General features: G+C 71.1%; 26 protein-coding genes. 10 read left to right on the top strand and 16 right to left on the bottom strand.

All coding sequences use genetic code 11. The features are described 5' to 3' along the window. The first annotated feature begins 196 nt into the window (after nt 1-196). A complete protein-coding gene (locus ACFWSK_RS18405) occupies nt 197-547 on the top strand; it encodes a 5-carboxymethyl-2-hydroxymuconate Delta-isomerase (protein WP_383787001.1) in 351 nt (116 codons plus the stop codon). A gap of 13 nt (nt 548-560) precedes the next feature. Here ACFWSK_RS18405 and ACFWSK_RS18400 read toward each other — a convergent pair whose 3' ends face one another. The 4 genes from ACFWSK_RS18400 to ACFWSK_RS18385 form a co-directional block, all read right to left on the bottom strand. Continuing rightward, complete coding sequence (locus ACFWSK_RS18400; RefSeq protein WP_383786998.1) at nt 561-1,283, bottom strand: TetR/AcrR family transcriptional regulator; 723 nt, start codon at nt 1,281-1,283, stop codon at nt 561-563. 38 nt (nt 1,284-1,321) lie between these two features. Further along, a complete protein-coding gene (locus ACFWSK_RS18395; RefSeq protein WP_383786995.1) occupies nt 1,322-2,413 on the bottom strand; it encodes a PDR/VanB family oxidoreductase in 1,092 nt (363 codons plus the stop codon). A gap of 3 nt (nt 2,414-2,416) precedes the next feature. Further along, complete coding sequence (locus ACFWSK_RS18390; RefSeq protein WP_383786992.1) at nt 2,417-3,322, bottom strand: metal-dependent hydrolase; 906 nt, start codon at nt 3,320-3,322, stop codon at nt 2,417-2,419. Nucleotides 3,323-3,400: 78 nt separating this feature from the next. Then, nucleotides 3,401-5,344, bottom strand: a complete 1,944-nt coding sequence (locus ACFWSK_RS18385) for a hypothetical protein (RefSeq protein ID WP_383786989.1) — start codon at nt 5,342-5,344, stop codon at nt 3,401-3,403. Nucleotides 5,345-5,464: 120 nt separating this feature from the next. Between ACFWSK_RS18385 and ACFWSK_RS18380 the strand changes: the two genes are divergently transcribed. Continuing rightward, nucleotides 5,465-6,211 carry a class I SAM-dependent methyltransferase gene (locus ACFWSK_RS18380; protein WP_383786985.1) on the top strand — a complete coding sequence of 249 codons (747 nt, stop codon included), beginning with the start codon at nt 5,465-5,467 and terminating at the stop codon, nt 6,209-6,211. Between the two features lie 52 nt (nt 6,212-6,263). Next, nucleotides 6,264-6,743, top strand: coding sequence for a hypothetical protein (locus ACFWSK_RS18375; protein ID WP_383786982.1), 480 nt, complete (start codon nt 6,264-6,266; stop codon nt 6,741-6,743). A 32-nt stretch (nt 6,744-6,775) separates the two neighbouring features. On the opposite strand, the gene ACFWSK_RS18370 is transcribed toward ACFWSK_RS18375, so the two are convergent. After that, a complete protein-coding gene (locus tag ACFWSK_RS18370; protein ID WP_383786979.1) occupies nt 6,776-8,287 on the bottom strand; it encodes a DUF1996 domain-containing protein in 1,512 nt (503 codons plus the stop codon). A gap of 121 nt (nt 8,288-8,408) precedes the next feature. Then, on the bottom strand, nt 8,409-8,969 hold the full coding sequence (locus ACFWSK_RS18365) for a carboxymuconolactone decarboxylase family protein (protein ID WP_383786976.1): 561 nt from the start codon (nt 8,967-8,969) through the stop codon (nt 8,409-8,411). A gap of 68 nt (nt 8,970-9,037) precedes the next feature. Between ACFWSK_RS18365 and ACFWSK_RS18360 the strand changes: the two genes are divergently transcribed. After that, nucleotides 9,038-9,511, top strand: coding sequence for a MarR family winged helix-turn-helix transcriptional regulator (locus ACFWSK_RS18360; protein WP_383786973.1), 474 nt, complete (start codon nt 9,038-9,040; stop codon nt 9,509-9,511). Nucleotides 9,512-9,582: 71 nt separating this feature from the next. On the opposite strand, the gene ACFWSK_RS18355 is transcribed toward ACFWSK_RS18360, so the two are convergent. Continuing rightward, the gene (locus tag ACFWSK_RS18355; protein ID WP_383786970.1) at nt 9,583-10,230 is read right to left on the bottom strand and encodes a LuxR C-terminal-related transcriptional regulator; all 648 of its coding nucleotides are present in this window, start codon (nt 10,228-10,230) and stop codon (nt 9,583-9,585) included. Further along, nucleotides 10,215-11,483 (bottom strand): sensor histidine kinase, encoded by a 1,269-nt coding sequence (locus ACFWSK_RS18350; RefSeq protein ID WP_383786967.1) that lies wholly within the window; start codon nt 11,481-11,483, stop codon nt 10,215-10,217. Before ACFWSK_RS18350 ends, ACFWSK_RS18355 begins: the two co-directional genes overlap by 16 nt. Nucleotides 11,484-11,736: 253 nt before the next feature. Between ACFWSK_RS18350 and ACFWSK_RS18345 the strand changes: the two genes are divergently transcribed. Next, entirely contained in the window at nt 11,737-13,875 is a 2,139-nt protein-coding gene (locus ACFWSK_RS18345; protein ID WP_383786964.1) for an MMPL family transporter, read from the top strand. Between the two features lie 143 nt (nt 13,876-14,018). Here the strand turns inward: ACFWSK_RS18345 and ACFWSK_RS18340 are convergent, their stop codons facing one another. Together ACFWSK_RS18340 and glnII are read right to left on the bottom strand one after the other, a co-directional pair. Further along, the gene (locus ACFWSK_RS18340; protein ID WP_383786961.1) at nt 14,019-14,681 is read right to left on the bottom strand and encodes a winged helix-turn-helix domain-containing protein; all 663 of its coding nucleotides are present in this window, start codon (nt 14,679-14,681) and stop codon (nt 14,019-14,021) included. Between the two features lie 347 nt (nt 14,682-15,028). Next, the gene (glnII, locus tag ACFWSK_RS18335; protein ID WP_383786958.1) at nt 15,029-16,063 is read right to left on the bottom strand and encodes a glutamine synthetase; all 1,035 of its coding nucleotides are present in this window, start codon (nt 16,061-16,063) and stop codon (nt 15,029-15,031) included. A 197-nt stretch (nt 16,064-16,260) separates the two neighbouring features. Here glnII and ACFWSK_RS18330 point away from each other — a divergent pair, with 197 nt between their 5' ends. Further along, the gene (locus tag ACFWSK_RS18330) at nt 16,261-17,190 is read left to right on the top strand and encodes a Gfo/Idh/MocA family protein (RefSeq protein ID WP_383786955.1); all 930 of its coding nucleotides are present in this window, start codon (nt 16,261-16,263) and stop codon (nt 17,188-17,190) included. A gap of 86 nt (nt 17,191-17,276) precedes the next feature. On the opposite strand, the gene ACFWSK_RS18325 is transcribed toward ACFWSK_RS18330, so the two are convergent. Then, nucleotides 17,277-18,680, bottom strand: coding sequence for a PLP-dependent aminotransferase family protein (locus ACFWSK_RS18325; RefSeq protein WP_383786952.1), 1,404 nt, complete (start codon nt 18,678-18,680; stop codon nt 17,277-17,279). Nucleotides 18,681-18,727: 47 nt separating this feature from the next. On the opposite strand from ACFWSK_RS18325, the gene ACFWSK_RS18320 reads away from it, so the two are divergent. Beyond that, nucleotides 18,728-19,225, top strand: a complete 498-nt coding sequence (locus ACFWSK_RS18320) for a carboxymuconolactone decarboxylase family protein (protein WP_383786949.1) — start codon at nt 18,728-18,730, stop codon at nt 19,223-19,225. A 58-nt stretch (nt 19,226-19,283) separates the two neighbouring features. Here the strand turns inward: ACFWSK_RS18320 and ACFWSK_RS18315 are convergent, their stop codons facing one another. Continuing rightward, nucleotides 19,284-19,643 carry an arsenate reductase family protein gene (locus tag ACFWSK_RS18315; RefSeq protein WP_383786946.1) on the bottom strand — a complete coding sequence of 120 codons (360 nt, stop codon included), beginning with the start codon at nt 19,641-19,643 and terminating at the stop codon, nt 19,284-19,286. Between the two features lie 119 nt (nt 19,644-19,762). Here ACFWSK_RS18315 and ACFWSK_RS18310 point away from each other — a divergent pair, with 119 nt between their 5' ends. Next, nucleotides 19,763-20,044, top strand: a complete 282-nt coding sequence (locus ACFWSK_RS18310; protein WP_383786944.1) for a hypothetical protein — start codon at nt 19,763-19,765, stop codon at nt 20,042-20,044. 336 nt (nt 20,045-20,380) lie between these two features. Then, complete coding sequence (locus tag ACFWSK_RS18305; protein ID WP_383786941.1) at nt 20,381-20,869, top strand: FxLYD domain-containing protein; 489 nt, start codon at nt 20,381-20,383, stop codon at nt 20,867-20,869. Nucleotides 20,870-20,973: 104 nt separating this feature from the next. Here the strand turns inward: ACFWSK_RS18305 and glnA are convergent, their stop codons facing one another. Then, nucleotides 20,974-22,383, bottom strand: a complete 1,410-nt coding sequence (glnA, locus tag ACFWSK_RS18300) for a type I glutamate--ammonia ligase (protein ID WP_383786939.1) — start codon at nt 22,381-22,383, stop codon at nt 20,974-20,976. Nucleotides 22,384-22,605: 222 nt separating this feature from the next. Here glnA and ACFWSK_RS18295 point away from each other — a divergent pair, with 222 nt between their 5' ends. Continuing rightward, a complete protein-coding gene (locus tag ACFWSK_RS18295; RefSeq protein ID WP_383786936.1) occupies nt 22,606-23,073 on the top strand; it encodes an RDD family protein in 468 nt (155 codons plus the stop codon). A 134-nt stretch (nt 23,074-23,207) separates the two neighbouring features. On the opposite strand, the gene ACFWSK_RS18290 is transcribed toward ACFWSK_RS18295, so the two are convergent. The 3 genes from ACFWSK_RS18290 to lipA form a co-directional block, all read right to left on the bottom strand. Then, the gene (locus tag ACFWSK_RS18290; protein ID WP_383786933.1) at nt 23,208-23,915 is read right to left on the bottom strand and encodes a DUF4191 domain-containing protein; all 708 of its coding nucleotides are present in this window, start codon (nt 23,913-23,915) and stop codon (nt 23,208-23,210) included. A 19-nt stretch (nt 23,916-23,934) separates the two neighbouring features. Further along, complete coding sequence (locus tag ACFWSK_RS18285) at nt 23,935-24,135, bottom strand: hypothetical protein (RefSeq protein ID WP_383786930.1); 201 nt, start codon at nt 24,133-24,135, stop codon at nt 23,935-23,937. 273 nt (nt 24,136-24,408) lie between these two features. Then, on the bottom strand, nt 24,409-25,389 hold the full coding sequence (lipA, locus tag ACFWSK_RS18280; protein ID WP_383786927.1) for a lipoyl synthase: 981 nt from the start codon (nt 25,387-25,389) through the stop codon (nt 24,409-24,411). Between the last annotated feature and the right edge of the window lie 21 nt (nt 25,390-25,410).

The following is a 25,410-nucleotide window of genomic DNA, read 5'->3' as shown; positions in this document are numbered from 1 at the left end:
CTCCGCCCCCCCCCCACCCCCCCCCCGGCGTGCGGGGCCCCCGGCCCCCGCCGCCGCCGCGCCCCCCCCCCCCCCCCCCCGGCGGGGCGCCCCCCCCCCCCCCGGGCCCCCCCCCCGCGGCCGGGCTTGTGCTGTCCCCCGGGTCACCGCAAGGCTGAGGTCCGACAACCGGCCGGACCGTACACAGGAGCGCTTGATGCCGCAGATCACCGTCGACTATTCCGCCGAACTCGACGACACCTTCGACCGCCGCGGCTTCGCGCTCGCCCTGCACCCGCTGGTCGCCGAGACCGTCACCACGAAGGTCCCCAACTGCAAGACCCGGTTCCGCCGGGTGGAGGAGTCAGTCGTCGGGGAGGCGCCTGAGGGGGACGCGATCGTGCACATCTCGATCGGTCTGCTGTCCGGCCGTACGCCGGAGACCAAGCTGCGGCTGACCGAGGCCGTCCTCGTGCTGCTGGCCGGATATCTGAAGACCGCCGACGACCTGGTGGTGCACGCGTCGGCCGAGACCCGTGAGCTCGACCCGTCCTACCGGAAGAACTGAGCCAGGAGCCGCGTCACGGCCTTCGCTGCGGGGGCACGGACGGTACGGACGGCGCCAGCGTCGACAGGCGCGTGAGCAGGTCGCCGAACGGGCCGTCCACCGGTTCCTGGGCGAGCACCCGCAGGACGACGCCGGCCATCTCCTGGTCGTAGGCGGCGCTCACCGCGGCCAGCGCGGCGAAGTCGTGCACGAGCTGCATCTCCAGCTCGGACCGTGGGATGCGCCGTCCGTCGAGCCAGATCAGGGCCGTCGACTCGGCGAGCGAAACCCAGGAGCGCACGACCAACTCCAGCCGGGCGGGCGGGTCCTGGACGCCCAGGTGGCAGATGATCTGCTCGTACGCGGCCTGCCGCACCCCGTCGATCATGGCGTTCGCCGTCGAGGAGCCGACCGCGGGACCGCCGCGCATCAGCGCGGAGAAGCCGGGGCCGTGCTCCTCGACGAAGTCGAAGAACCGGCCCATCACCCGGAGCAGCCGGGCGCCGAGAGGCCCCTCGGGCGGTTCCAGGAAGCGGGCCGCCAGCTCGTCGGCGGCCCGGCCGAGCGCCGCCTCGTACAGGCTCTGCTTTCCCGGGAAGTAGTGGTAGACGAGCGGCCGTGAGATACCGGCGGCAGCGGCGATCTCGTCGATCGACACGTCGTCGGGGGAGCGGTGGCTGAACAACTCCAGCGCGACGCCGATCAGCTGCTGTCTGCGTTCTTCGACGCCCATCCTGCGCCGCACCCCGGTCGTCATGCCGTCAGCCTAGCCGGGGCCCGGGGGCGTCGGAGGTGTCAGAGGTCGAGGACCAGCCGTGCACCGCGGCAGCGCGAGACGCAGAGCAGCATGGAGTCCTCGCGTTCCGCGTCCGTCAGCAGTTCGTCCCGGTGGTCGATCTCGCCCTCCAGGACGCGCTGTTGACAGGTGCCGCAGAATCCCTGCTCACAGGAGTACGAGACGTACGGGAGCTCCTCGCGCACGGCCGCCAGGACCGACTGGCCGGCCGCTACCGGAACGGTTCTTCCGGAGCGGCGCAGTTCCACCTCGAAGGCCGTCGATGACATCGAGGCCGTCGACGAAGGGTCCGTGCCGGCGGCGGTGAAGCGTTCGAGGTGGAAGGAGCAGCCTTGGGGGAGCGCGGCGGCGACCGCGTCCATCAGGGGCCCGGGGCCGCAGACGTAGACCGCCGTGCCCGCCGCCGCCCCCGCCAGCGCCGCGGCGGCGTCGGGGTGGCCCGCCTCGTCCTCCGGTACCACGATGACCCGGCCGCCGTCCGCGCCGAGCTTCTCGATCTCGTCGAGGAAGGGCATGGAGGCGCGGGTACGCCCCCCGTACAGCAGCTGCCAGTCGGCGCCCGACGCCGCGACGGCCCGCAGCATCGGCAGGATCGGAGTGATGCCGATGCCGCCCGCCACGAACACGTAGGAGGGGGCCTCGACGAGCGGGAAGCGGTTGCGCGGCCCGCGCACCCGCACCTCCGTGCCCTCGTGCAACTGGGCGTGGACTTCGCGCGAGCCGCCCCGGCCGTCCTCGACGAGGCGCGGCGCGACGGTGTACGCGTCCCGGTCGCCGGGGTCCCCGCAGAGCGAGTACTGCCGCACCAGGCCGGACGGAAGCACGAGGTCCAGATGGGCGCCGGGCCGCCAGGCCGGCAGGTCGTCGCCCGCCAGCCGGAGCCGTACGACCCCGTCGGCGACCTCGTCCCGCTCGGTGATCAGCAACGGCCGGGTGGTGGTGGAGCGCCGCTCGGAGTAGCCCGAGACCGGCTCCGCCAGAGCGGGCATGGGCCACAGCGGTGACGCCTCGATGCGGCGGCGCATCGCCCGCCGGGCGAGCAGGGCGGCTCCGGTGACCACGACGAGGGTACGCAGACGGGGAAGGGCCATGTCTCAGTTCCTTCCCTGCATCCGGGCCTCGGCCGCCAGGGCCGCGGGCGAGTGGGAGAGGTAGTCGACGGCCTGGGCCGTGCTGCCCTCCTGCGAGGGGTGGTACGCACGGCTCAGATAGGTGGGGATGGAGCGGGCGATGGAGCCGGTGCTGGGCAGCGTGCCCTTCCTGCCGCTCGCCCGGAACTCCCTGAAGGACGCCTTGCCGGCGAGCAGGCTCGGGTCGTTCTCCATGAAGAACCGGGTGCCGCGCTGCCAGAGGAAGACGAGCGCGGTGAACGCGGTCGCCCAGGTGCGAACCCGCCGCCGGTACCCGCCGTCGACATGCATGAACACGTCGAAGGCGACCGAGCGGTGCTCGACCTCCTCGGCGCCGTGCCAGCGCAGCAGATCCAGCATCGTGGGATCGGCTCCGCGCCGGTCGAGCGCTTCGGCGTTGAGTATCCAGTCGCCGAGGAAGGCGGTGTAGTGCTCGATCGCCGCGATGATCGCGACCCGTTCCATGAGCCACCACGTGCGGGCCCGGCCGGGCGGCAGCGTCCTGTCGCCGAGCAGCTTCTCGAAGAACCAGTCGATCTGCGCGGTGTACGGGGCCGGGTCGAGTCCGAGCTTCTTCAGATGCGGCAGTACGTCGTCGTGGGCCTGGGAGTGCACGGCCTCCTGGCCGATGAACCCGATGACGTCCTGGCGCAGTTGCTCGTCGTGGATGTACGGCAGCACCTGGCGGTACACATGGATGAACCACCGTTCCCCCGCCGGGAGGAGCAGGTGGAGCACGTTGATGGTGTGCGCGGTGAACGGATCGCCCGGCACCCAGTGGAGAGGCGTCTTCTCCCAGTCGAAGGAGACCTTCCGGGCTTTGAGCGGAATCCGCTCCGACGCGACCGCCGCTGGCTGCGTGTTAGACATGCTGTCAATGTACTGACGGGTAAGCGAGGAGGACAGGGGTGTGCGGCGAATTCCTGCGCGACCACGGGCCGCAGCCCCTCAGCGGAGGGAGCCGACTCTGCGGCCGTCCGCCAGCAGCCCGTTGAGCTCGGCCCGGTCACCGGCGCGCGCGGGCACGGTCAGCAGGCGGCCCGGGGAGCTGCCCACCACGCCCCCCGAAGTGGACAGCGAGGCGAACTCCCGGGAGCCCGCCGCCACCACGTACCATCGCCCGCCCGCCGACTTCCAGAGCACACCCGCCAGCACCTGCGGCTCGCGCGGGCCGCAGGCAGGAGAGTCCTCGGCACGCGCCGCGACCGCCCCCGGGGCGGCCGGCGCCGCCGGATCGCGGAACTCGGCCAGGACCCGGCTCCCCGTACCCCGCCAGGTCTCCGCACGGACGCAGAGCCATCGCGCGGCCCCGCTGTTCTCGGGCAGCGGCTGGTGCGCGAACAGCCAGGAGTTCACCGACCGGACGCCCCCGGCCCGGACGGCGGGCAGCAGGCACGCGGTGCGCGCCCAGCTCTCCCGCTCGCCGCGTCCCGACACGTCGTGGGAGGCGGACGGGGCCCCGGACGTCAGCCGGACCGGAGTCGGCTCCCCGAGATCGGTCATCAGCCGGACGGCCTCCGCGTCCCGCACCTCCAGGGCGTCCCAGGAGCGGCACCCCGCCGCGGTGTCGCCGATCCCGGCCAGCGGGCCGGTCACCCCGTCGGGGTCGCGGGGCAGTGCACGGGGTGCCGCGCGCGGTGCGAGCAGATCCCGTACGGCCACCGACCGCACCCAGGGAGCCGTCAGATAGCGGACCCGGCCGTGCGCGCGCCCCACGACCAGGGCGTTCGAGCCCGCCGGGTCCGCTCCGTCGACCCGGGCGAAGTCCAGCACGGCCCCCCGGTCCTGACCGGGGTTGCTCGGCTCGGCGTACCGCACGATGCGCAGCCCGTCGTGGAACAGCACCACCGCGGCCTCGTCGACCACGCCCGCGTACAGCAGGTGCGGGGGCCCCATCGGAGGGCCCGTGGGCGTCCCGGGCGTCGCGGTGGACCGGTCGGCGTGCCCCGGCAACGCCCAGACGGCGAGGGCCCGGCGCAACAGTTCGGAATCCCGCGTGCGGTCGCCGCGGGCGGGCCAGACGGTGAAGTCGGTACGGGCCGAGCGCTGCCAGAACGTCGGCGGGACCCGGATCAGAGCGGCCGGGTCCAGGGCCTGTCGGGCCGCCGGGTTGCGTGCGTACGTGGGTACGGAGGACCGGTCCGGACCCCAGCCGCCCCCCGGCATCACCAGCAGCGTCCCGCACGCCACCAGCGCTCCGAGCCCGGCCAGCGCGGCCCGCGCACGCCGGCGCCTCAGCAACAGATCGGTGGGCCGCGCCTGTAGCGAGCAGGGATCGAACTCCGTCGAGGCCAGCAACGCGTGGGGCGCCGTCACCGCGTCGGCCTCCACCAGCGCCGCACCCGGGTCCGCCACCCCGGCGGCCGCGAGCACCCGGCACACCTCGGCATCCGCGAGCCCTTCCAGACCGCGCAGTACATGGGCGGCCCGGCACGGCCCCGAAACGGCGGACAGCGCCTGCTCCAGCGCGAGTTCGTCCGCTCCGCCGCAGCGCGGAAACAGCCGCAGCCCCCACACCTGGGGCAGGAACGGCGCCCCCCGCACCCGCCGCGGCCGGCCCCGCGACGACCGCCCGGCCTCCAGCGCCGCACGCACCACCCGCACCCGGAGATCCGCGTACCGCGGATCCATCACGGCCGCCCCTTCGGGCCTGCGCGGCGAAGGCAGCCCGGCCCCCGGGCCGGCCCCACGCGACCGGGGCAGGGACCGCTGGACGAGCCGGTGCGCCGTCAGCACCCGCCGGCTGCACCCGAGCGAGGACGGCAGCACGAGATAACCGATCCGGGTCAGCCGGGCGTAGTGCTCGACCAGCGCGGCATCCGCCCGCTCCGGATCACCCGGCCCGACCATGCGACGCTCTACGGAGGACGGCACTGCTCGACGCGGAGGCATGTTCAGCAGAACGAGCGAATGGTGGGATGGTCACCCCGGCATCCCGGGCGGGCAGGGGGCCATGCGCCCGCCTCCGCCGTTTCGCCCACGCGGCGGGCCGGGGCTCGCCATGCTGAAGCCATGACGACCACCTCGCGCGCACGATCCTTCGACGCGGCCGCCGCCGACTACGCCGCGAACCGCCCGTCGTACCCGACGGCCCTCCTGGACGCCGTCGAGGACCTGGCCGGGTTCGGTCTGGCCGGTGCGCGCGTCGCCGACATCGGCGCGGGCACCGGCCTCGGCACCGCGCTCCTGGACGCGCGCGGGGCCCGGGTGACGGCCGTCGAGCCCGGCGACGGTATGGCGGAGCAGTTCCGCCGCGCCCTTCCAGGCGTCCCCCTCGTCCGGGGCGACGGCAACCGCCTCCCGCTGAAGTCCGGCTCCCTCGACCTCCTCACCTATGCGCAGGCATGGCACTGGACCGACCCGGAACTGTCGGTCCCGGAGGCCCGCCGGGTGCTGCGCCCCGGTGGTGCGCTCGCCCTCTGGTGGAACGACTCGGACCCGAGGGTGCCGTGGATCGCCGACCAGGACGCCCGGCTGCGACGGCTCTTCGGCGGCGCCGGGACCGCGCTCGACTTCCGGGCCCGCTTCCGTCATCTGCCACCCGCACTCGCATGGACCACCCGCCAGGTGTCCTGGAGCCGCCGGGTGCCGCTCGACGTACATCTCGCCAACCTCGGCAGCTACTCCGACTTCCTGGTGATGGACAAGGACGTGGCGCTCGGCTTCTTCGCCGGGGAGCGCGAACGGCTGGCCGGTGCCTTTCCGGACGGCACGGTCGAGGAGACCTACGTGGTCAGTCTGGCCGTCGCGCGTCCGTGAAGAATCCGCCGTTCCGCCGCGCCGGGAGGGGGCCGCGGGGCACGATGGGCGGATGGTGACAAAGCTGAAGCGGCGCCGGGGACGGGGGCGTCGGGCTGCCGTCGTCGTGTGCGTCGGGGCTCTGCTCCTGGTCGGGTGCGGCGGGGGAGCGGCGGACGGTGACGGTGAGCGCGAGGTGCCGCCCACCGCGACCGGGACCCTGGAGCAACTGGCCGCCAAGGCGCACTGCGAGCCGAATCTGCAGACCGACGCGGAAGAGCTCCGGCAGGCCAACTGCCGCAGCGGTGACGGGCGTTACGTGCTGGCCACCTTTGCCACCGACCGTGGGCAGCGGGAGTGGATCGACGAGGCCAACGATTACGGCGGCTCGTATCTCGTCGGCCGGAGGTGGGTGGCGGTGGGCGACCCGGAGGTGGTCGCGGCGCTGCGCGGCCGGCTCGGGGGGACGGTGGAGACCGCCTCGCAGCACCACTCGGGGAGTAGTGGCAGTGGGGGGAGCGAGGAAGGGCACTCCGGTCACCACGGGAGCTGACCGCGCAGGTCCTGGGGGTGCCGCCGACCGGGTCAGCGGCAGGTGCGACCGTCGTTGATGCAGCTCACCACCCTCTTCATCGTGTTGCGGCCGAAGACGTTGATGAAGTCACCGTGGTCCGTGACGGGTTTGTGCAGCTGCTCCGGGAACGAGTCGACGGCGAAGCCGGGGCCCGGCGGGACGTCGTACACGATGCGCTGCACGAGCTGCGGAATGGCCCGGAATCCCGCCGGGCAACTGCCGTCGTCCTGAGCGAAGGCCACATGCGTGCGGTGATTCGCACTGTCGGTGTTCCGGCCGTCCCAGCAGCTCTGGAAGGCGAACGAGCGCACCACCTGGCTGCCCTCCGGGCAGATCGGGTACTTGTCCTTCAGCTGCCGGTTCTCGAATCCGGTGCAGCTCCAGGATGCGTTGGCGTTCGCGTCGCCATTGGTGAATGCCTTGGCGTCCCCGGTGATGATCCGCAGGAATCGCGGCATGGCCGTCACCTTCCCGCTGGGTGACCCGACGAATTTCAGTGTGACCTGGGACGGGGTCTGGATCTCCCCGACGTTCTGGTCCTTGCCGCCGCCGTCGGCGTCCACGTCGTTCTCGTCCTGGCCGTTCTGCAGACGCAGCACTGGCCAGTAGTACGTCGATTTGTCGCCCTGATTGCGACAGGTCGTCGCACCTCTGGCCAGGTCGTCGTCGCTCGCGAACGCGTCGTTGGCCTGGTTGCCCACGTAATCGTGCATATGGTGAGCGCCATTGCTCACTCCGGGCGCGACGATGACGTTGTCCGGGTTGAATTTCCCGTTCTCGTTGCGTCCGCAGTCGGTCGTGAACGTACCGCGTGAGGCGCCCCGCCGCTGGCGGGGGCGTTCGACGTTGGGCTGGACCGACTGGATATCGACGAAGTCGGAGGCTTCGGGGCCGTTGCCCTCCTGGTCGGGGGCCTCCGGGTCCTCGCCCGGGTCCTGGTCCTGGCCGCCTTGGTCCTGGCCGCCCTGGTCCTCCTGGTCCTGGCCGTCGTCGTCCCCGGTGCCGGTTTCCTCGCCGCCACCACCGTCGGTTCCGGCTCCGGCTCCGGCGTCGTCCGCGCGGAGGCTGCACGGGGCCAGCCCTGCCAGTCCCTCCGGCCGGTCCGCGCTGCGCTCGATGGCGATCCCGATACGGTCGAGGCTCGCCGTCCGTTTGTCCCTGAGCGGGCCGAGCACCGCGTTTTCGGCGAGATCGGGGTCCTGGGCGATCTGGTCCTTCCGGTCGGCGAACTGCTGGTACGCGTCGGTGATCTGCGTATCCATCGCCGCCAGTTCGCGGTCGACCTCCCCGCGTGCCTGTTCGGGCACGTCGGGAAGTTCGTTCCCCACGTCCGGACAGTCGATGGTGGACATCCGGGGACCCTCGTTGCGGGTCTGTTCCGGAGGCGAGCCGGACGATCCTTCTCCCGCGCTCGCGTAGACATTGACTGCGACCAGTCCACCTCCGCCCAGAATCAGTGCGGCCGAGGCGGCGATCGCCCGATTGGCCAGTGAGCTGCGTTTCTTGCGCGACGTGCGTCCCATGGAACTCCTCTGCTTCGAGGGAGAAGCGTGACGTTCCATACGCGCCACGCGGGGACCCTGTTCAGACCGTCGCGGAATTCATGGGAATCGGCCTTCGCGCATCATCCGGAATGACCAACTGTCAGGCAAACGACGCCATTTGCGCGTCCACGGGCGCGCCGGTCAGCCGGTTCGCGAGCGTGGACATCGTGTACGCGCCGATACCGAGCACCACCTCCAGCGCGTTCTGCGGGGTGTACCCGTGCGCCTGGAAGTTCGCGAGGGAGGCGTCGTCGACCGCGCCCGCCGTCGCGAGGACGTCCAGTGTGAACTGCCGTACCGCCTCCAGCCGTTCGTCGGCGAGTGCCGGAGCGCGGACGTCGCGCAGCGCGGCGATCAGCTCCCCGTCCGCGCCGAGCGCGGTGAGCTTCGCCGTGTGCATCGCCACGCAGATGTGGCACTCGTTGCGGGTGGCGATCGTCATGATCACCACCTCGCGGGAGAGCGGGTCCAGCGTGGCCGACTCGAAGATCGCGCTGATCTTCAGGAAGCCGTCGAGCAGCTGGGGCGACGTGGCGAGCCGCGCGACGGCGGAGGGCAGGTAGCCGGACTTCTTCGCCACGGTCTCCATGGCGCTGCGGGCGGCGGCGGGAGCGGTTTCGAGGGTGTGCTCGGGGAACACGGACGAGGTGATGGCTGACATGCGTACCTCTCGGCGTAAACTCGACAACGTGATTGACGAAAAGGTAAACCAGGTTGTCGAGATGTGCAATGGCTGAACCGGAGGGAGGTGCGGGATTCGAGCTGCCGCTGCTGCTGTTCGCGGGGTTCAGGTCGATCATCGACGAGCTGCACCGCGAGCTGGCGGCGCACGGTCACCCGGACGTCCGGCCGGCCTACGGCTTCGCCCTCCAGGCGGTCGGGCGGGACGGCGCGAGCGCCAGCGAGGTCGGGCGCAGGCTCGGGGTCTCCAAGCAGGCGGCCGGCAAGACGGTGGAGAAGCTGGAGGCGCTCGGTTACGTGGAGCGCGTCGAGGATCCGCGGGACGGCCGCCGCAAGCTCGTCCGGCTCACCCCGCGCGGCACCGACGTACTCGTCAGGTCCGCCCGGGAGTTCGACCGCGTCCGGGCGGAGTGGGTCGCGGCGCTCGGCGCCGAACGCGTGACCGCGCTGGAGGCGGACCTTCGCGCGATGGCGCCCGCGAGCGCGTTCCGTCTCGACGCGGCGGGGTGGTTCACGGGCTGAACCACCGGACGGGGCGCCGGGGGCTTACGCCGCCACCGGGCCGGCGCGGCCCCGTTCTCTGCCCCCGGCCCCTACCCCCGGTCCAGATACGCGAGCACCGCGAGGACGCGGCGGTTGTCGTCGTCCGACTGCGGCAGGCCGAGCTTCCCGAAGATGTTCGACGTGTGCTTGGCCACCGCCCGCTCCGTGATCACCATCTGCGAGGCGATCGCCGTGTTCGAGCGGCCCTGGGCCATCAGCTCGATGACCTCCCGCTCGCGTGGCGTGAGGCCCCCCATCGGCTCGTCCCGCGCACGCCGCGACAGCAGCTGCGAAATCACCTGCGGGTCCATCGCCGTGCCGCCCGCGGCCACCCTGCGCACGGAGTCGATGAACTGGTCCGCGTCGAAGACCCGGTCCTTCAGCAGATAGCCGATGCCACCGTCGCCGTCCGCCAGCAACTCCCTTGCGTACAACTGCTCCACGTGCTGCGAAAGCACGAGTACCGGCAGTCCGGGCCGGCTCCGCCGTGCCGCGAGAGCGCACTGCAGCCCCTCGTCCGTGTGCGACGGCGGAAGCCGGACGTCGACCACGGCGACGTCCGGTTTCAACTCGGCGAGGGCTCTGGTCAGTTCGGGCCCGGTCTCCACGGCCGCCGCGACCTCGAAGTCGTACGCCTCCAGCATGCGCACCAGGCCGTCGCGCAGCAGGAAGAGATCTTCGGCTAGGACAACTCGCAAGGAATCTCCATGGTCACCATGGTGGGACCGCCCGCGGGGCTGCTGACGGCCAGTACGCCGTCGAATGTACCGAGTCGGCGTTCGATCCCGCGCAGTCCGGAGCCGGAACCGATGACGGCACCGCCCTGGCCGTTGTCGGTGACGGAGATCCGCAGCATGCCCTCCGCGTGGTGCATGTCCACCCAGAGGCGGTCGGCACCCGCGTGCTTCACCGCGTTCGTCAGCGTCTCGCCCACCGCGAAGTACGCCGCGGACTCGACGGGCGCCTCGGCGCGCCCGGCCAGCTCCACCGTCACCTCCGACCGGACGGGCAGGCGCAGCGCCAGGGCCTTCACCGCGTCGCCGAGCCCCCGCTCCGCGAGTACCGGCGGATGGATGCCCCGTACGAGGTCACGCAGCTCCGTGAGGGCCTCCGCCGAGGACTCGCGGGCCATGGCCAGCATCTTCTTCGCCTGTGCGGGGTCCTTCTCGATGAGCGCCTCGATGGTGCCGAGATTCATGCCCATCGCGACCAGCCGGGCCTGCGCGCCGTCGTGCAGATCCCGCTCGATGCGCCGCAGCTCGGCCGCCGCCGTGTCGACGGCCTCGTGCCGCGTCTCGGTGAGCCGGTCGACGCGCTGCGCCAGCGCCTGCTCGTGGGTGGGAGCGAGCAGCGAACGGGCCATCAGGAAGTGCACACGCAGCAGTGGTTGGGCGGCCCTCGTGCCCACGGCGAAGAGCACGACGCCGAGTGCGGCGGCGGCCAGACCTGTCAGCTGGCTGGAGACCGGTACGAACGCGTACCAGTACGTGCTGTCCTGGAACACCCGCCACAGGCCCGCCGCCAGGACGAAGCCCTCCACCGGGTAGGCCATCAGCCCGAAGGCGAGGACGGCCACCACGCATCCGGCCGTCATGTCGACCAGCAGCCACTGGAGGTCCCGCCAGGTCGCCGGGTCCTTCAGCATCAGCGTCGTCCGCTCCACCTGCCCGGTGAACCCGGTACGCAGGTCCGGCGGAGAGGCGCGGTACGGGACGGGGATGCGGACGTCCGACCAGGTGGCCGCGTACAGCCGGCGCTGATTGGCGTGCTTGCGCACCGTCTCCAGGACGAACGGCGTGGTGACGAGGCCGATGCCCAGCACGATGAACACGATCGAGAGCACCGCCAGGACGAACAGGGTCACCGACCCGGCCAGGCTGATGACCGACAGGACGAGGCCACGCCATGCGGCCTGCGTCGCTCCCCGTATCCGACTCCGTGTCGCAGTCATGTTCACAGGTCCTCTTCCCTCACCTGATCCCGGGCCGAGCCCCGGTCCGAGGACAGTCTCACCCGGCGGGTGCCCCGGCCGTCAGCCGTTTCACCACCGGGCCGGGGGTGTACCCAGCACCACCCCCGTGGTCGCCCTGCGGCTCCCGCATTGGGGGCGTCGGCGGCTGGGGCGCCGGACCGCCCGTCCCTAGATTCGGAGGCGTCCTGTTCGGTGTTCGCCGGGCAACGTCTACTTCTGGGGGCGGAACCGCATGAGGCGCAACCTCGCGGCACGTTTGGGTGTGTGGAGCGCACACCACCGTAAGACTGCTGTTTTCGGCTGGCTGCTCTTCGTCCTGCTCGCCACGGGCATCGGCGGAGCTTCCGGCATGGTCGAGATGACCGAGGCGGAGAGCGGCGCGGGTGACTCGGCGCGGGCCGAGCAGATCCTGGCCGACGCGGGCCTCGGCCACCCGGCCGGCGAGCTGGTCATGGTGTCCGGCAGACAGGCCGGAGAGTGGAAGGACGCGGCCCGTGAGGTGTCAGCGGCCGTGGAGAGGACCGGCGAGGTGCGGAACCTCTCCGCTCCCGTCCCCTCGAAGGACGGCAGGGACGCACTGATCACCTTCGAGATGAAGGGCGACGCGGCGACCGCAGCCGACCGGGTGCAGCCGGTGCTGGACGCGGTGTCCGGTGTCCGGGAGGCCCGGACGGACGTGGAGATCCACCAGTTCGGCGAGGCCAGTGCCAGCAAATGGCTCGGTGACCTGCTCGCCGAGGACTTCCAGAAGGCCGAGTTCACGGCCGTACCGCTGGCCCTGGGCATCCTGCTGGTCGCCTTCGGCGCGGTGGTGGCCGCCCTGCTGCCGGTCGGACTCGCTCTGACCGCGTGCATGGCAGCGTTCGGCCTGCTGACGTTGGCCAGCCACCAACTGCACCTGTTCCAGACGACGTACTCCGTGATGTTCCTGATGGGCTTCGCCGTCGGCGTCGACTACTGCCTCTTCTACCTGCGGCGCGAGCGTGACGAGCGGGCCGCGGGGCGGGACGCCGAGACGGCGCTGCGCATCGCCGCGGCCACCAGCGGCCGGGCCGTGCTCATCTCCGGTGTCACGGTGATGGTCGCGATGGCCGGCATGTTCCTGTCCGGACTGATGCTGTTCAAGGGCTTCGCGCTCGCCACGATCCTGGTGGTCTTCATCGCCATGCTGGGTTCGGTGACGGTGCTCCCGGCCCTGCTGTCCTGGCTGGGCGACCGGATCGACGCGGGACGCGTACCGCTCCTGAACCGGCGCGGCAGGAAGGGGGCGCGGAGGAGTGGCGGCATCGCGGGCACGGTCCTGAAGCCGGTGCTCGCCAGGCCGAAGCTCTTCGCCGTCGCCTCGGCCGCCGTGCTGCTCGCCCTGGCGGCGCCCGCGCTCGGTATGAAGACGGAACAGCTCGGTATGGAGAAGCAGTTCGGCTCGGACTCCGAGCTCGCGGTCGCGTACGCCCACATCTCCGGGAGCTTCCCCGGCGGCCCCGACCCGGCCGTGATCGTGGTGAAGGCCGACGACATCACCTCGCCCGGGGTCCGCGAGGCGCTCGGCTCCTTCGACGAGGTCACCGTCCACCGGGCACAGAACATCGCGGAGATCGAGGTGCCGCTCCCCGGCGGCAAGGCCGATCTGGCCGAACTGCGCGACCACCGGGTGCCGCAAGCCTTCGACGGGACGGGCGCCGAGGCGTTCGTGACCGGTGAGATCGCCGGGTCCGTCGACTTCAACGACCAGCTGAAGCGCGGCATCGTCCCGGTCTTCGCCTTCATCACCGTGGTGACGTTCCTGCTGATGCTGTTCTGCTTCCGCTCGTACGTCATCGCCGTGACGTCCATCCTGCTCAACCTCCTCTCCGTGGGCGCCGCGTACGGAGTGATGGTCGCCGTCTTCCAGCACGGCTGGGGTGCGGAGCTGATCGGTTCCGAGGGGGTCGGCGCGATCGAGTCCTGGATGCCGCTGTTCGTCCTCGTGGTGCTGTTCGGCCTGTCCATGGACTACCACGTGTTCGTCGTGTCCCGGATCCGCGAGGCCCGCGAGAGCGGCCTGGACACCCGGGCCGCGATCGACATGGGCATCCGGCGCACGGCCGGAGCGGTGACCGGCGCCGCGGCGATCATGGTGGCCGTCTTCGCGGTCTTCGGCACGCTGTCCATGCAGGACATGCAGCAGATGGGCGTCGGTCTCGCCGTCGCGGTGCTGCTGGACGCCACGATCGTACGGATGGTCCTGCTGCCCTCGGTCATGTCGCTGCTGGGCGAGCGGAACTGGCGCATCCCGCGTGGCCTCTCCCGGCTGCCGGGCCTGGAGCACGGCGAGGCCGCGCCCCGGACCGAGCCGGCCGGAGCCCGGGCGGAGCCGGCCGGGCGCGGCTGACCCGATCCGAAGAGGCGGCCCCGGGCACGATCCGAAGAGGCGGCCCCGGCCACGATACGAAGAGGCGGCCCCCCCGCCCGGTACGAACCGGGCCAGGGGCCGCCTCTCACGTGGGCCGCGCCGCAGGGCGAGCCTGGGCGCGGTCAGGGAGCGTACTTGTAGCCGACGCGCCGGATCGTCTGGATCGCACGGCGGTGCTCCGCACCCAGCTTGCGCCGCAGCCGGGCGACATGGACGTCTACGGTGCGCCCGTCGCCCACGTGCCCGTAACCCCAGACCGTGGTCACCAGCTGATCGCGGGTGTGGACCCGGTGGGGATGTGCCACGAGGTGGGCGAGGAGCTCGAACTCCAGGTAGGTGAGGTCCAGCGGGACCCCGTCCACCGCGGCGGTGCGCCGGGTGGAGTCGATGCGGACGGGCCCGCTGCCCGGGTCCTGTGCGACCGGCTCGGGCACGAACTGCTGCCCGGACACGGCCTGTCCGGCCCCCGCGTGCTGCCGCTGCCGGGAGGCCGCGACGGCTCCGGCGATGGCCGGCTGCTGGTCGGCCGGTACGAGTACCAGGTAGCCGATCATCGGGGGCTGCCCCGGCAGCGCGGGCAGGGTGTGCTGCGGCGCGGGCAGCCAGGTGGCTCCCGGCGGCAGCAGGTCCGCCACATCGGCGAGCTGGACGACCTCGTCGGGGTCGACGGAGCGCAGCCGGTGGCGGTGGGGAGAGAAGGGGCGGGCGGTGGAGGTGGCCGCAGCGGACGCCGCTGATGCCGCGGTGGCGGCGGAAGCGGCGGAGAAGGTACGAGTGTTCGCCATGAGGGTCAGCTCTTTCGCGCGAGGAGTCGTCGAGGACGGACGTACGTCGTGCGCGCGGGCCGAAGACCGGGGTGAGCGGCTTTAGAGGGCCTGCGCGTTCCACGCGCGGCAACACACCCGGTCGAAGTCATGATGCTGACGAGAGGGCCAGAACGGCTCGAGGTCGCTGCGACCCGACGAGGTGTGCTGGAAGCTGGCCATGCCCCCATTGAAGCAGACATCGCGGCAGTGCAGCAGAGTCCTCTCACCCGTCGATACGGTCCTTCGGGACGGGAGCCGCCGACCGACGACGCGGGGGCGCCCACCGGCATCCGGTGAGCGCCCCCGCGTACGGACGAAGAGCGGGATCAGACCTGGTCGGCCTTCTCCAGCGCGGTGCAGCAGGTGTCGACGATCAGACGCGTGACGATGTACGGGTCGACGTTTGCGTTGGGGCGACGGTCCTCGATGTAGCCCTTCTGGTCCTGCTCGACCTGCCACGGGATACGCACCGAGGCGCCGCGGTTGGAGACGCCGTAGCTGTACTCGTTCCACGGGGCGGTCTCGTGCAGACCCGTCAGACGGTCGTCGATGCCCGCGCCGTAGTTCTTGACGTGGTCCAGCGGCTTCGAGCCCTCGCCGAGCGACTCGCACGCGGTGATGATCGCGTCGTAACCCTCGCGCATCGCCTTGGTGGAGAAGTTGGTGTGCGCACCGGCGCCGTTCCAGTCGCCCTTGACCGGCTTCGGGTCCAGGGTCGCGGAGACGTCGAAGTCCTCGGCGGTGCGGTACAGCAGCCAGCGGGCGATCCACAGCTGGTCGGAGACCTCCAGCGGAGCCAGCGGGCCCACCTGGAACTCCCACTGGCCGGGCATGACCTCGGCGTTGATGCCGGAGATGCCGAGGCCCGCCTTGAGGCAGTTGTCGAGGTGCTTCTCGACGATGTCGCGGCCGAAGATCTCGTCGGCGCCGACACCGCAGTAGTAACCACCCTGCGCGGCCGGGAAGCCGGCCTCGGGGAAGCCGAGCGGGCGGTGGCCGTCGAAGAAGGTGTACTCCTGCTCGATGCCGAAGATCGGCTCCTGGCCTGCGAACTGCTCGGCGACCGGACGCAGCGAGGCACGGGTGTTGGACTCGTGCGGCGTCATGTCGATGTTGAAGACCTCGCACAGGACGAGGACGTCGTCACCGCCGCGGATCGGGTCCGGACATGTGAAGACCGGCTTCAGCACCCGGTCGGAGGCGTGGCCCTCGGCCTGGTTGGTGCTCGAACCGTCGAAGCCCCAGATGGGCAGGTCCGCCACATCCGTGGAGGGCGACCCGGCCATGATCTTCGTCTTGGAGCGAAGCTTGGCGGTCGGCTCGGTGCCGTCGATCCAGATGTACTCAGCCTTGAACGTCACGGAAGCCATCCTTCGGGGGGTGCTGCGGTCTATGCTGCGCAGCTTCGCAAGACGCGATTTCCCGGCCGTTGCCCGAATGTGAACCCCGTGTTACCGAGGTTTCCTCCGTTACTGCCCGCCCTCCGTGCGCCGGTAGCCGGAACGTCATCGGGCAGGTGAATCGGCCGCGTCGTATACGGGGCGGCACACTGGCTCCCATGACCACACCAACTGCTCCGAACACACCGCTGCGGATCGGCCTGCTGGGCACGGGCCCCTGGGCCCGCAACACCCAGGCCCCGGCCCTCGCCGACCACCCCGGCGTCCGGCTCAGCGGGGTCTGGGGCCGTCGCCCCGAGGCCGCGAAGGCGCTGGCCGCCGCCCACGGCACCGAGGCGTACACCGGCGAAACGGGCGTCGACGAGCTCTTCGCGGCGAGCGACGCGGTGGCGTTCGCCCTGCCGCCGGACATCCAGGCCCCGCTGGCGGTCCGCGCCGCAGCCGCCGGCTGCCACCTGCTGATGGACAAGCCGATCGCGACCACGGTCGTGGGGGCACGGGAGCTCGCCGACGCCGCGGAGCGGGCCGGGGTGGCGTCCGTGGTCTTCTGCACCTTGCGGTTCGCCACCGAGACGGCCCGGTGGATCACCGAACAGGCCGCGGTGGACGGCTGGTTCACCGCCCGGGCCCAGTGGCTCGGCGCGCTGTACGCACCCGAGGCGACCAGCGAGTACGCCGCTTCGCCCTGGCGCCGGGAGAAGGGCGGCCTGTGGGACGTCGGCCCCCACGTGCTGTCGGTGCTGATCCCGGTGCTGGGCGAGGTGACGGAGGTGACTGCGGCCCGCGGCCCCGCCGACACCACCCACCTGGTGCTCCGCCACACCTCCGGGGCTTCGAGCACGGTGACGCTCGGGCTGGGCGCACCCGTTGCGGCGGCGGGCATGGAGATCGAGCTGAGGGGCGAGCGCGGCGTGGTCACCCTGCCGGACTGGGGCGACGCGGTGGGCGCGTTCCGGGGCGCGGTGGACGCGCTGACCGAGTCGGTACGTACGGGAGTGCCGCACCCCTGCGACGTACGGTTCGGGCTGCGCCTGACCGAACTGCTGGCCGAGGCCGAGGCGGGTGCGACGCCCGGGCGGGCCGTCTGACCGGGCCGCCTGACCGGGCCGTTCGAGCGGGCCCGTCCGAGTGGTGAGTGCGGGGCGGGTGATCGCCCGTCCCGTCCCGCGCGCCCTCATTCCGGTGGCAGCGCCCGGCACAGTGCGTCCAGGGCGTGCGGATAGGCGGGTTCGGCCGGGGTCGAGTACCCCACGACCAGCCCGTCCCGCCCGTCTCCGGCCGCGGCCGGATGCAGGTAGTCGGACAGCCCCTCGACCGCCAGCCCCTGCCAGGCCGCCGCACGCACCACCGAGTGTTCCGTTCCCGGCGGCAGTTCCAGGACCGCGTGCAGGCCCGCCGCGATCCCGGAGACCCGGACGTACGGCGCCCGCTCGGCCAGGGCGGCCACGAGCTGGTCGCGGCGGCGCCGGTGGCGCTGTCGCATCCGGCGCACCTGCCGGTCGTACGAGCCCGACTCGACGAAGTCCGCGAGCGTCAGCTGCTCGGTGGCGCTCGACCACTGCTCCCGCTCGCCCTTGGCCGCCACGACGTCCTCCACGAGCCGTTCCGGAAGCACCAGCCAGCCGATCCGCAGCGCGGGGGAGAGGCTCTTGCTCACCGATCCCAGCAGCACCACATGCTCGGGGTCCAGGCCCTGCACCGCGCCGACGGGCTGCCGGTCGTAACGGAACTCCCCGTCGTAGTCGTCCTCCACGACCACGCCGCCGGCCGCCCGCGCCCAGTCGACCACGGCGGCGCGCCGCTCCGGATGGAGGGGGCCACCGGTCGGGAACTGGTGCGCGGCGGTGAGCAGCACCGCCCGGTCGGTTCCCCTCAACTCGTCGACGTGCGCGCCGTGTTCGTCCACGAGGAGCGGGCGGGTGCCGACCCCCTGAGCGGTGAGCAGCTCGCGGTGGAACGGCAGCCCGTACGCCTCCACCGCCCACGGTCCGCCCAGCACGTCCGCCAGCAGGCGCAGCCCGTGCGCGGCGCCCGAGCAGAGCACGATGCGCTCCGGGGCCGTCCGGACGCCGCGCACCCGGGCCAGATAGCCGGCCAGGGCGCGCCGCAGCTCCGGCCGCCCACGCGGATCGCCGGGCCCGAAGGCGTCGTGCGGCGCCTCGGTGAGCGCCCGGCGGGCCGAGGCCAGCCATGCCGTCCGGGGAAAGACCGAGGGGTCCGGCTTCCCCTGGACCAGGTCGTGTACCGGGCGGGCGGTCCGGGGCGGGGTCCGCTGCCGGTGTACGGGAGTGACGGGGGCCGCCCGCTCGGCGACCCGGGTGCCCGAGCCCTGGCGCGCGGTCAGCCAGCCCTCGGCGACGAGCTCCGCGTAGGCGTCGGCGACGGTGTTGCGGGCCAGTCCCAGATCGACGGCGAGCGAACGGTACGGCGGCAGACGGGTGCCCGGAGCGAGCCGCCCGCTCTGAACGGCCCCGCGCAGCGCCCGCATGAGGACGGCCCGCCGGTTGCCCGTCCCCGAGAGGGCCAGCGGCAGATCGCTGCCGAGGACCTCCGCGGAATTGACCCATGAATCAATCATCGAAATGCACCCCGTAGCCGGTCGCCGGTTCTCGTAGATTCGTACCCATGACGACGACAGAGATCAAGACCGACGCCCCGGCCGCCACCACCGGCACCACCGTCCGGCTCAACTTCGCGAAGGCCGCCCCGAAGGCGTTCCGCGCCGTGATCGGCCTGGACGCGGCGGCGCGTGAGGGGCTCGACCCGACGCTGGTCGAGCTGGTGCAGATCCGTTCCTCGCACCTCAACCACTGTGCGTACTGCCTCCACATGCACACCACCGACGCCCGGAAGGCGGGCGAGAGCGAGGAGCGGCTGCACATGGTCGCCGTATGGCAGGAGGCGACGCACTTCTTCACGGAGAAGGAGCAGGCGGCGCTCGCCCTCACCGACGCGGTCACCCGGGTCGCGGACGGCGGGATCTCCGACGAGGTGTACGGGCGGGCCGCCGCCCACTTCGACGAGTCGGAGCTGGCCCGGCTGCTCGCCCTGATCTTCACCATCAACACCTGGAACCGGATCGCCCTGGCCACGGGCAAGCGCGCCGGGACCGACGAACGCTGATCTGCCGTGGGCTGTCCCCACGCCCCAGGCCCCGGCCCCCTTCGATCCGCCCGGCGCCTCAACGCCCCAGCGCGTCCCGTACCGCCTCGTCCGTACGTCCCACGACCGCCGTCCCGTCGTCCGCGGTGATGATCGGCCGCTGGATCAGTTCGGGGTGCGCGGAGAGCGCCTCGATCCACCGCTCCCGGGAGCCGGCCTCCCTGGGCCACTCCCTGAGCCCGAGCTCCTTCGCGGCCGCCTCCTGGGTCCGTGTGATGTCCCACGGCTCAAGACCCAGCCGTTCGAGCACGGCCCGTATCTCGCCGGGCGAGGGCACATCGTCCAGGTAGCGGCGGACGGTGTATTCGGCACCCTCCGCGTCGAGCAGATCCACTGCGCTGCGGCACTTGGAACACGCCGGATTGATCCAGATCTCCATGGTGCCCAGGTTACGCGAGTGAGTCGCGAAAGCCCTTCTGGCCAGGGGCGATTGTCAGTGGGGGGCAGTAAAATGGAGGGAGTTCGTGAGGGTTCCACCACCGTGCCAGGAGGTTGCCGATGGCCGTTGCCGCAGTCACGACCAAGCCGCTCCACAACCAGCTCCCCAAGCCTCTCCAGAGGAAGCGGCTCCCCGCGGGCCGGCCCCGCGAGTGGTACGTCTCCCACAACCGCCGCCTCAAGGCCATGCGCCTGGCGATCGCCCTGCTCGACACGGGTGTCTACCAGCCGTCGAGCGCCACCAACATCCGTATACGCACCATGGCCGAGCGCCTCGGCATCCACCCACCGTCCGACACCACCTGCCGCATGGTCCGCACCCTGATCCGCTACGGCCGCTGACCACCGCTGCCCGCAGCTGACCTGTGCCCCCGGGAGACCGGGGGCACAGCCATGTCGGGACGATCCGTCAGTGATCCGGCGGGCGCTTCAGAATCCATTGCAGGTGGCCGTCGCGGAGGCCCCGGACGCCGTGGCCGTACGGGGTGCACCGTCGTCCACGGTCACTGAGCACAGGACCTTTCCGCCCGCCGCCCCGATGGTCGAGGTTCGCTCATGGTGTCCAGATTCGGGCCAGTCCTTCTTCCCCGCGAGTCCGCGACCCGGTCGGCGTACACGGCATGCGGCCCGGCCGGGCTCCGCCTTGACTGAGGTCATCGCGAGTGCTGGGAGGCGCAGATGACAGGACGAGGCGTACGAGGAGTACGGGCCCTACTGCTGGCGGCAGCGGTGGCGACGACGGCCGTCGGCTGCTCGGACGAAGACGGCGGCGGCGCATCGGACGTCGCCTCCGAGGCGGCGTCCGCCGCCTCCTCACTTGCATCGAAGGGTTCGGACGTGGCCGCATCGGCCACGGCCGCCGCCCGGGAGAAACTCGACGGCTTCAAGGATGGTGTGGACGCCAAGGGGGACGTCGTGCTCGGCGACGTGAGCAGGGACGCCGACGGCCGCTCCACGGTGAAGGTCACGGTGACCAACGGTTCCGGCTCCGCCATGTCCTACGCCGTCCAGATCAACTTCCGCGACAAGGACGACAACCTGCTCGACACGGTCGTCGTCTCGGTCGACAACGTGCAGCCGGACAGGAAGAAGGACGCCACGGCCCGCAGCAACCGCACACTCGACGGCGACGTGACCGCTCAGCTCGGCCGCGCCCTCCGCCACTGACACCGCCCACGAACACCGCACAACAGCTGAGGGCCGCTACCCGGCGAACGGGTAACGGCCCTCAAGCGGTGGCTACGACGACCTGCTGGTCATCGACCCGCGGTTTAGATGTCGAAGTACAGCTCGAACTCGTGCGGGTGCGGGCGCAGCTGGATCGGGGCGATCTCGTTCACGCGCTTGTAGTCGACCCACGTCTCGATCAGGTCGGACGTGAAGACGCCGCCAGCGAGGAGGTAGTCGTGGTCCGCCTCCAGGGCGTCCAGGACGGCCGGGAGGGAGGTCGGGACCTGCTGGACGCCCGCGTGCTCCTCGGGGGCCAGCTCGTAGAGGTCCTTGTCGATCGGCTCGGCGGGCTCGATCTTGTTCTTGACGCCGTCCAGGCCGGCCATCAGCAGCGCGGAGAAGGCGAGGTACGGGTTCGACGACGGGTCCGGGGCGCGGAACTCGACGCGCTTGGCCTTCGGGTTGGAGCCCGTGATCGGGATGCGCATCGCGGCGGAGCGGTTGCGCTGCGAGTAGACCATGTTGACCGGGGCCTCGAAGCCGGGGACCAGGCGGTGGTACGAGTTCACCGTCGGGTTGGTGAACGCCAGCAGCGACGGGGCGTGCTTCAGGATGCCGCCGATGTAGTAGCGCGCCATGTCCGACAGGCCCGCGTAGCCCTGCTCGTCGTAGAAGAGCGGCTCGCCACCGGCCCACAGGGACTGGTGGACGTGCATGCCCGAGCCGTTGTCGCCGAAGATCGGCTTCGGCATGAAGGTCGCGGTCTTGCCGTTGCGCCAGGCGACGTTCTTCACGATGTACTTGAAGAGCATCAGGTCGTCGGCCGCGGCGAGCAGCGTGTTGAACTTGTAGTTGATCTCGGCCTGGCCGGCGGTGCCGACCTCGTGGTGCTGGCGCTCGACCTGAAGGCCGTTCTTGTCCAGCTCCAGGGAGATCTCGGCACGCAGGTCGGCGAAGTGGTCGACCGGCGGGGTCGGGAAGTAACCGCCCTTGTAGCGGACCTTGTAACCGCGGTTGTTCTCCTCCGACCCGGTGTTCCAGGCGCCGGCCTCGGAGTCGATGTGGTAGAAGGACTCGTTCGCCGAGGTCTGGAAGCGGACGTTGTCGAACACGTAGAACTCGGCCTCGGGGCCGAAGTACGCGGTGTCGGCGATGCCGGTGGAGGCGAGGTACGCCTCGGCCTTCTTGGCCACGTTCCGCGGGTCACGGCTGTACTGCTCGCCGGTGATCGGGTCGTGGATGAAGAAGTTGATGTTGACGGTCTTGTCGCGGCGGAACGGGTCGACACGAGCGGTCGAGAGGTCCGCGCGGAGCGCCATGTCGGACTCGTGGATGGCCTGGAAACCGCGGATCGACGAGCCGTCGAACGCGAGCTCCTCGTTCGGGTCGAAGGCCGCCGCCGGGATGGTGAAGTGCTGCATCACTCCGGGCAGGTCGCAGAACCGGACGTCGATGAACTTGACGTCTTCGTCGGCGATGTACTTCTTCACGTCGTCGGCGTTCTGGAACATCCAACTCCTCCTACTCCCGACCCGGAGAAGGGCGGGGTTGCAGCTCTGTCGTGCGGCCAGTGCGGTGGCACACGCTGGACCCGACCATAGGCAGACGGGATTTCTCAAGCATGACCCATTTGTTTCGCCCAAGTTAACCGGGCGAACTGGGCGCGGCATCTCAGCGACGTGTTCCGTGCCCCGCCCGGCCGCGTGCAAACACGGGCGCAGTACCGTGGACGGGTGGACAACAGGCAAGTAATCGGATCGTGGCTGTCCGGGCCGCGCGCGGCCGCCGAGGACATGGGCGTCGACTTCGGCTACCGGGGAAAGCGCCTTGGGCTGCCCGAGCACGGACCGGGGTCGGTGGCCCCGCTGGGCCGGCGTTTCGGGGCGATCTTCATCGACTGGGCGCTGTGCATGGTGATCGCATACGGGCTGCTCGCTCGCGGTGACCAGCAGGCAGCCGGAAACTGGGCGCTCGGCGTCTTCCTCGTACTGAGTGCGCTGACCGTCGGAACCATCGGCAGTACGCCGGGCAAGCGCATCCTGGGCCTGCGGGTCCTCGCGGAGAACGGGGAGCGGCTCGGTGCCGGGCGCGTGATCGTCAGGAGCGTGCTGGTCCTCCTGGTCATTCCGCCGCTGGTCTGGGACCGCGACGGCCGCGGCCTCCACGACCGGCTGGCCCGCGCCGTACAGGTCCGGATCTGACGCAGGGCGCGGGCGCCGTGAGGACGACGACCTGAAGAACGTGAAGAAGGGGCGGTTCCGGACCTGATCGGGTCCGGAACCGCCCCTTCTCGTACGAGGTACGGGGTACGAGGAACGAGCTGTACGGGTGGGGGTCAGCGCATCTTTCCGCCGCGAGGCATCCGCATGCCCTTCGGCATCGGACCCTTCGGCAGCGGCATGTTGCTCATCAGGTCGCCCATCGCCCGCAGCCGGTCGTTGGTCGTGGTGACCTGCGGGCCGGTCAGGACGCGGGGAAGCTTCAGCATCTTGGTGCGCACCTTCTTCAGCGGCACCTGGCCCTCGCCGTCACCGACGATGATGTCGTGCACCGGCACGTCCACCACGATGCGCGCCATACGCTTCTTCTCGGCCGCCAGCAGGCTCTTGACCCGGTTCGGGTTGCCCTCGGCGACCAGCACGATGCCCGCCTTGCCGACGGCCCGGTGGACGACGTCCTGGCTGCGGTTCATCGCGACCGCGGGGGTCGTGGTCCAGCCGCGGCCGACCCGGTCCAGTACGGCCGCGGCCGCGCCCGGCTGCCCCTCCATCTGCCCGAAGGCCGCGCGCTCGGCGCGCCGTCCGAAGATGATCGCCATCGCGAGGAGCGCCAGGACGAAGCCCAGGATGCCCGCGTAGATGGGGTGGTCGATCAAGAAACCGATCGCGAGGAGGACACCGAAGGTGACGATTCCCACACCCGCGACGACAAGACCGATCTTGGGGTCGGTCCGCCTGGTCATCTTGTAGGTCAGGGCGATCTGCTTGAGCCGCCCCGCGTTCTCGGCGCTGTCCGCGCCTTCCGTGTTTGCCTTCCTCGCCATGTACCCGAGTTTACGTGGCCTAAGAACGACGGTCGGCCACGGCCTCCAGTACATGCTGGACCTCGACCCGGTCCTTCGCCCTGCGCCGGTCCTCCAGGACCGCAGTCCAGGCGTTGCGACGGGCAGTGCGCTGGCCGCTGCTCAGCAGCAGCGACTCGACGGCACGAAGGGCGCTGGTGACGGACGGGATGGCGTTGGCGCGTACCGGCACGGCCTGCATGGTGGAGTTCCCTCTCGGAGCGGATGCGCTGACTGGGCGCGGACTGAGTACGGGAAGGGGCGCCCCGCAGCGGCCGACAGAGCTGCTGCTGCGTGTGTACCCAGGGTCACTGCTTGGTGTTACCAGCGCATGACCGGTCGGTCAAACACCAATGAAGCCCGGAATTCGGCGCCGCGCACGCCGACGCGGCCCATACGCGTCCCCGACCTGCGGGGAGCGCATGAGCCGCGTCGGATCGGGCTTCACCCGCTCAGCAGCTTCTTGTGCTCGGTTTCACACGGCCGGTGCGGCCGCGGCGGGCGCCGCGGCCAGGGCCTGACGCCGCTCGATCGCCTGCTGGAAGAGACGCCCGGCACGGTACGAGGAACGGACGAGCGGACCCGACATCACGCCGGAGTAACCGATCGCGTCGGCCTCGTCCTTCAGCTCCACGAACTCGTGCGGCTTCACCCAGCGCTCGACCGGGTGGTGCCGTACGGAGGGCCGCAGGTACTGCGTAATCGTGATGAGCTCGCAACCTGCGTCGTGCAGATCCTTGAGCGCCTCACTGACTTCCTCGCGGGTCTCGCCCATGCCGAGGATCAGGTTGGACTTCGTCACCAGGCCGGCCTCGCGGGCCCGCGTGATGACTTCCAGGGAGCGCTCGTATCGGAATCCGGGGCGGATCCGCTTGAAGATCCGCGGCACCGTCTCGACGTTGTGCGCCAGCACCTCGGGGCGCGAGGAGAAGACCTCGGCCAGCTGCGCGGGCTCCGCGTTGAAGTCGGGGATCAGCAGCTCCACCTTGGTGGCGCCCGCCTCCCGCTCCGCGGTCAGGCCGTGGATCTGGCGGACGGTCTCCGCGTAGAGCCACGCTCCGCCGTCCTCCAGGTCGTCGCGCGCGACGCCGGTGATGGTGGCGTAGTTCAGGTCCATCGTCACGACGGACTCGCCGACACGGCGCGGCTCGTCGAGATCGAGGGCGGCGGGCTTGCCCGTGTCGATCTGGCAGAAGTCACAGCGCCGGGTGCACTGGTCGCCACCGATGAGGAACGTGGCCTCGCGGTCTTCCCAGCATTCGTAGATGTTCGGACAGCCGGCCTCCTGGCACACGGTGTGCAGGCCCTCGCTCTTCACGAGTTTCTGCATCTGCGTGTACTCGGGGCCCATCTTCGCCCGCGTTTTGATCCACTCGGGCTTGCGCTCGATGGGGGTCTGGCTGTTCCGGACCTCCAGGCGCAGCATCTTGCGCCCGTCGGGTGCGACAGCGGACACTCCGGCTCCCCTTTGCTTTCA

The organism is Streptomyces sp. NPDC058620 (assembly GCF_042717135.1).
GTDB lineage: Bacteria > Actinomycetota > Actinomycetes > Streptomycetales > Streptomycetaceae > Streptomyces.
This window is presented reverse-complemented; position numbering and strand designations above follow the sequence as displayed.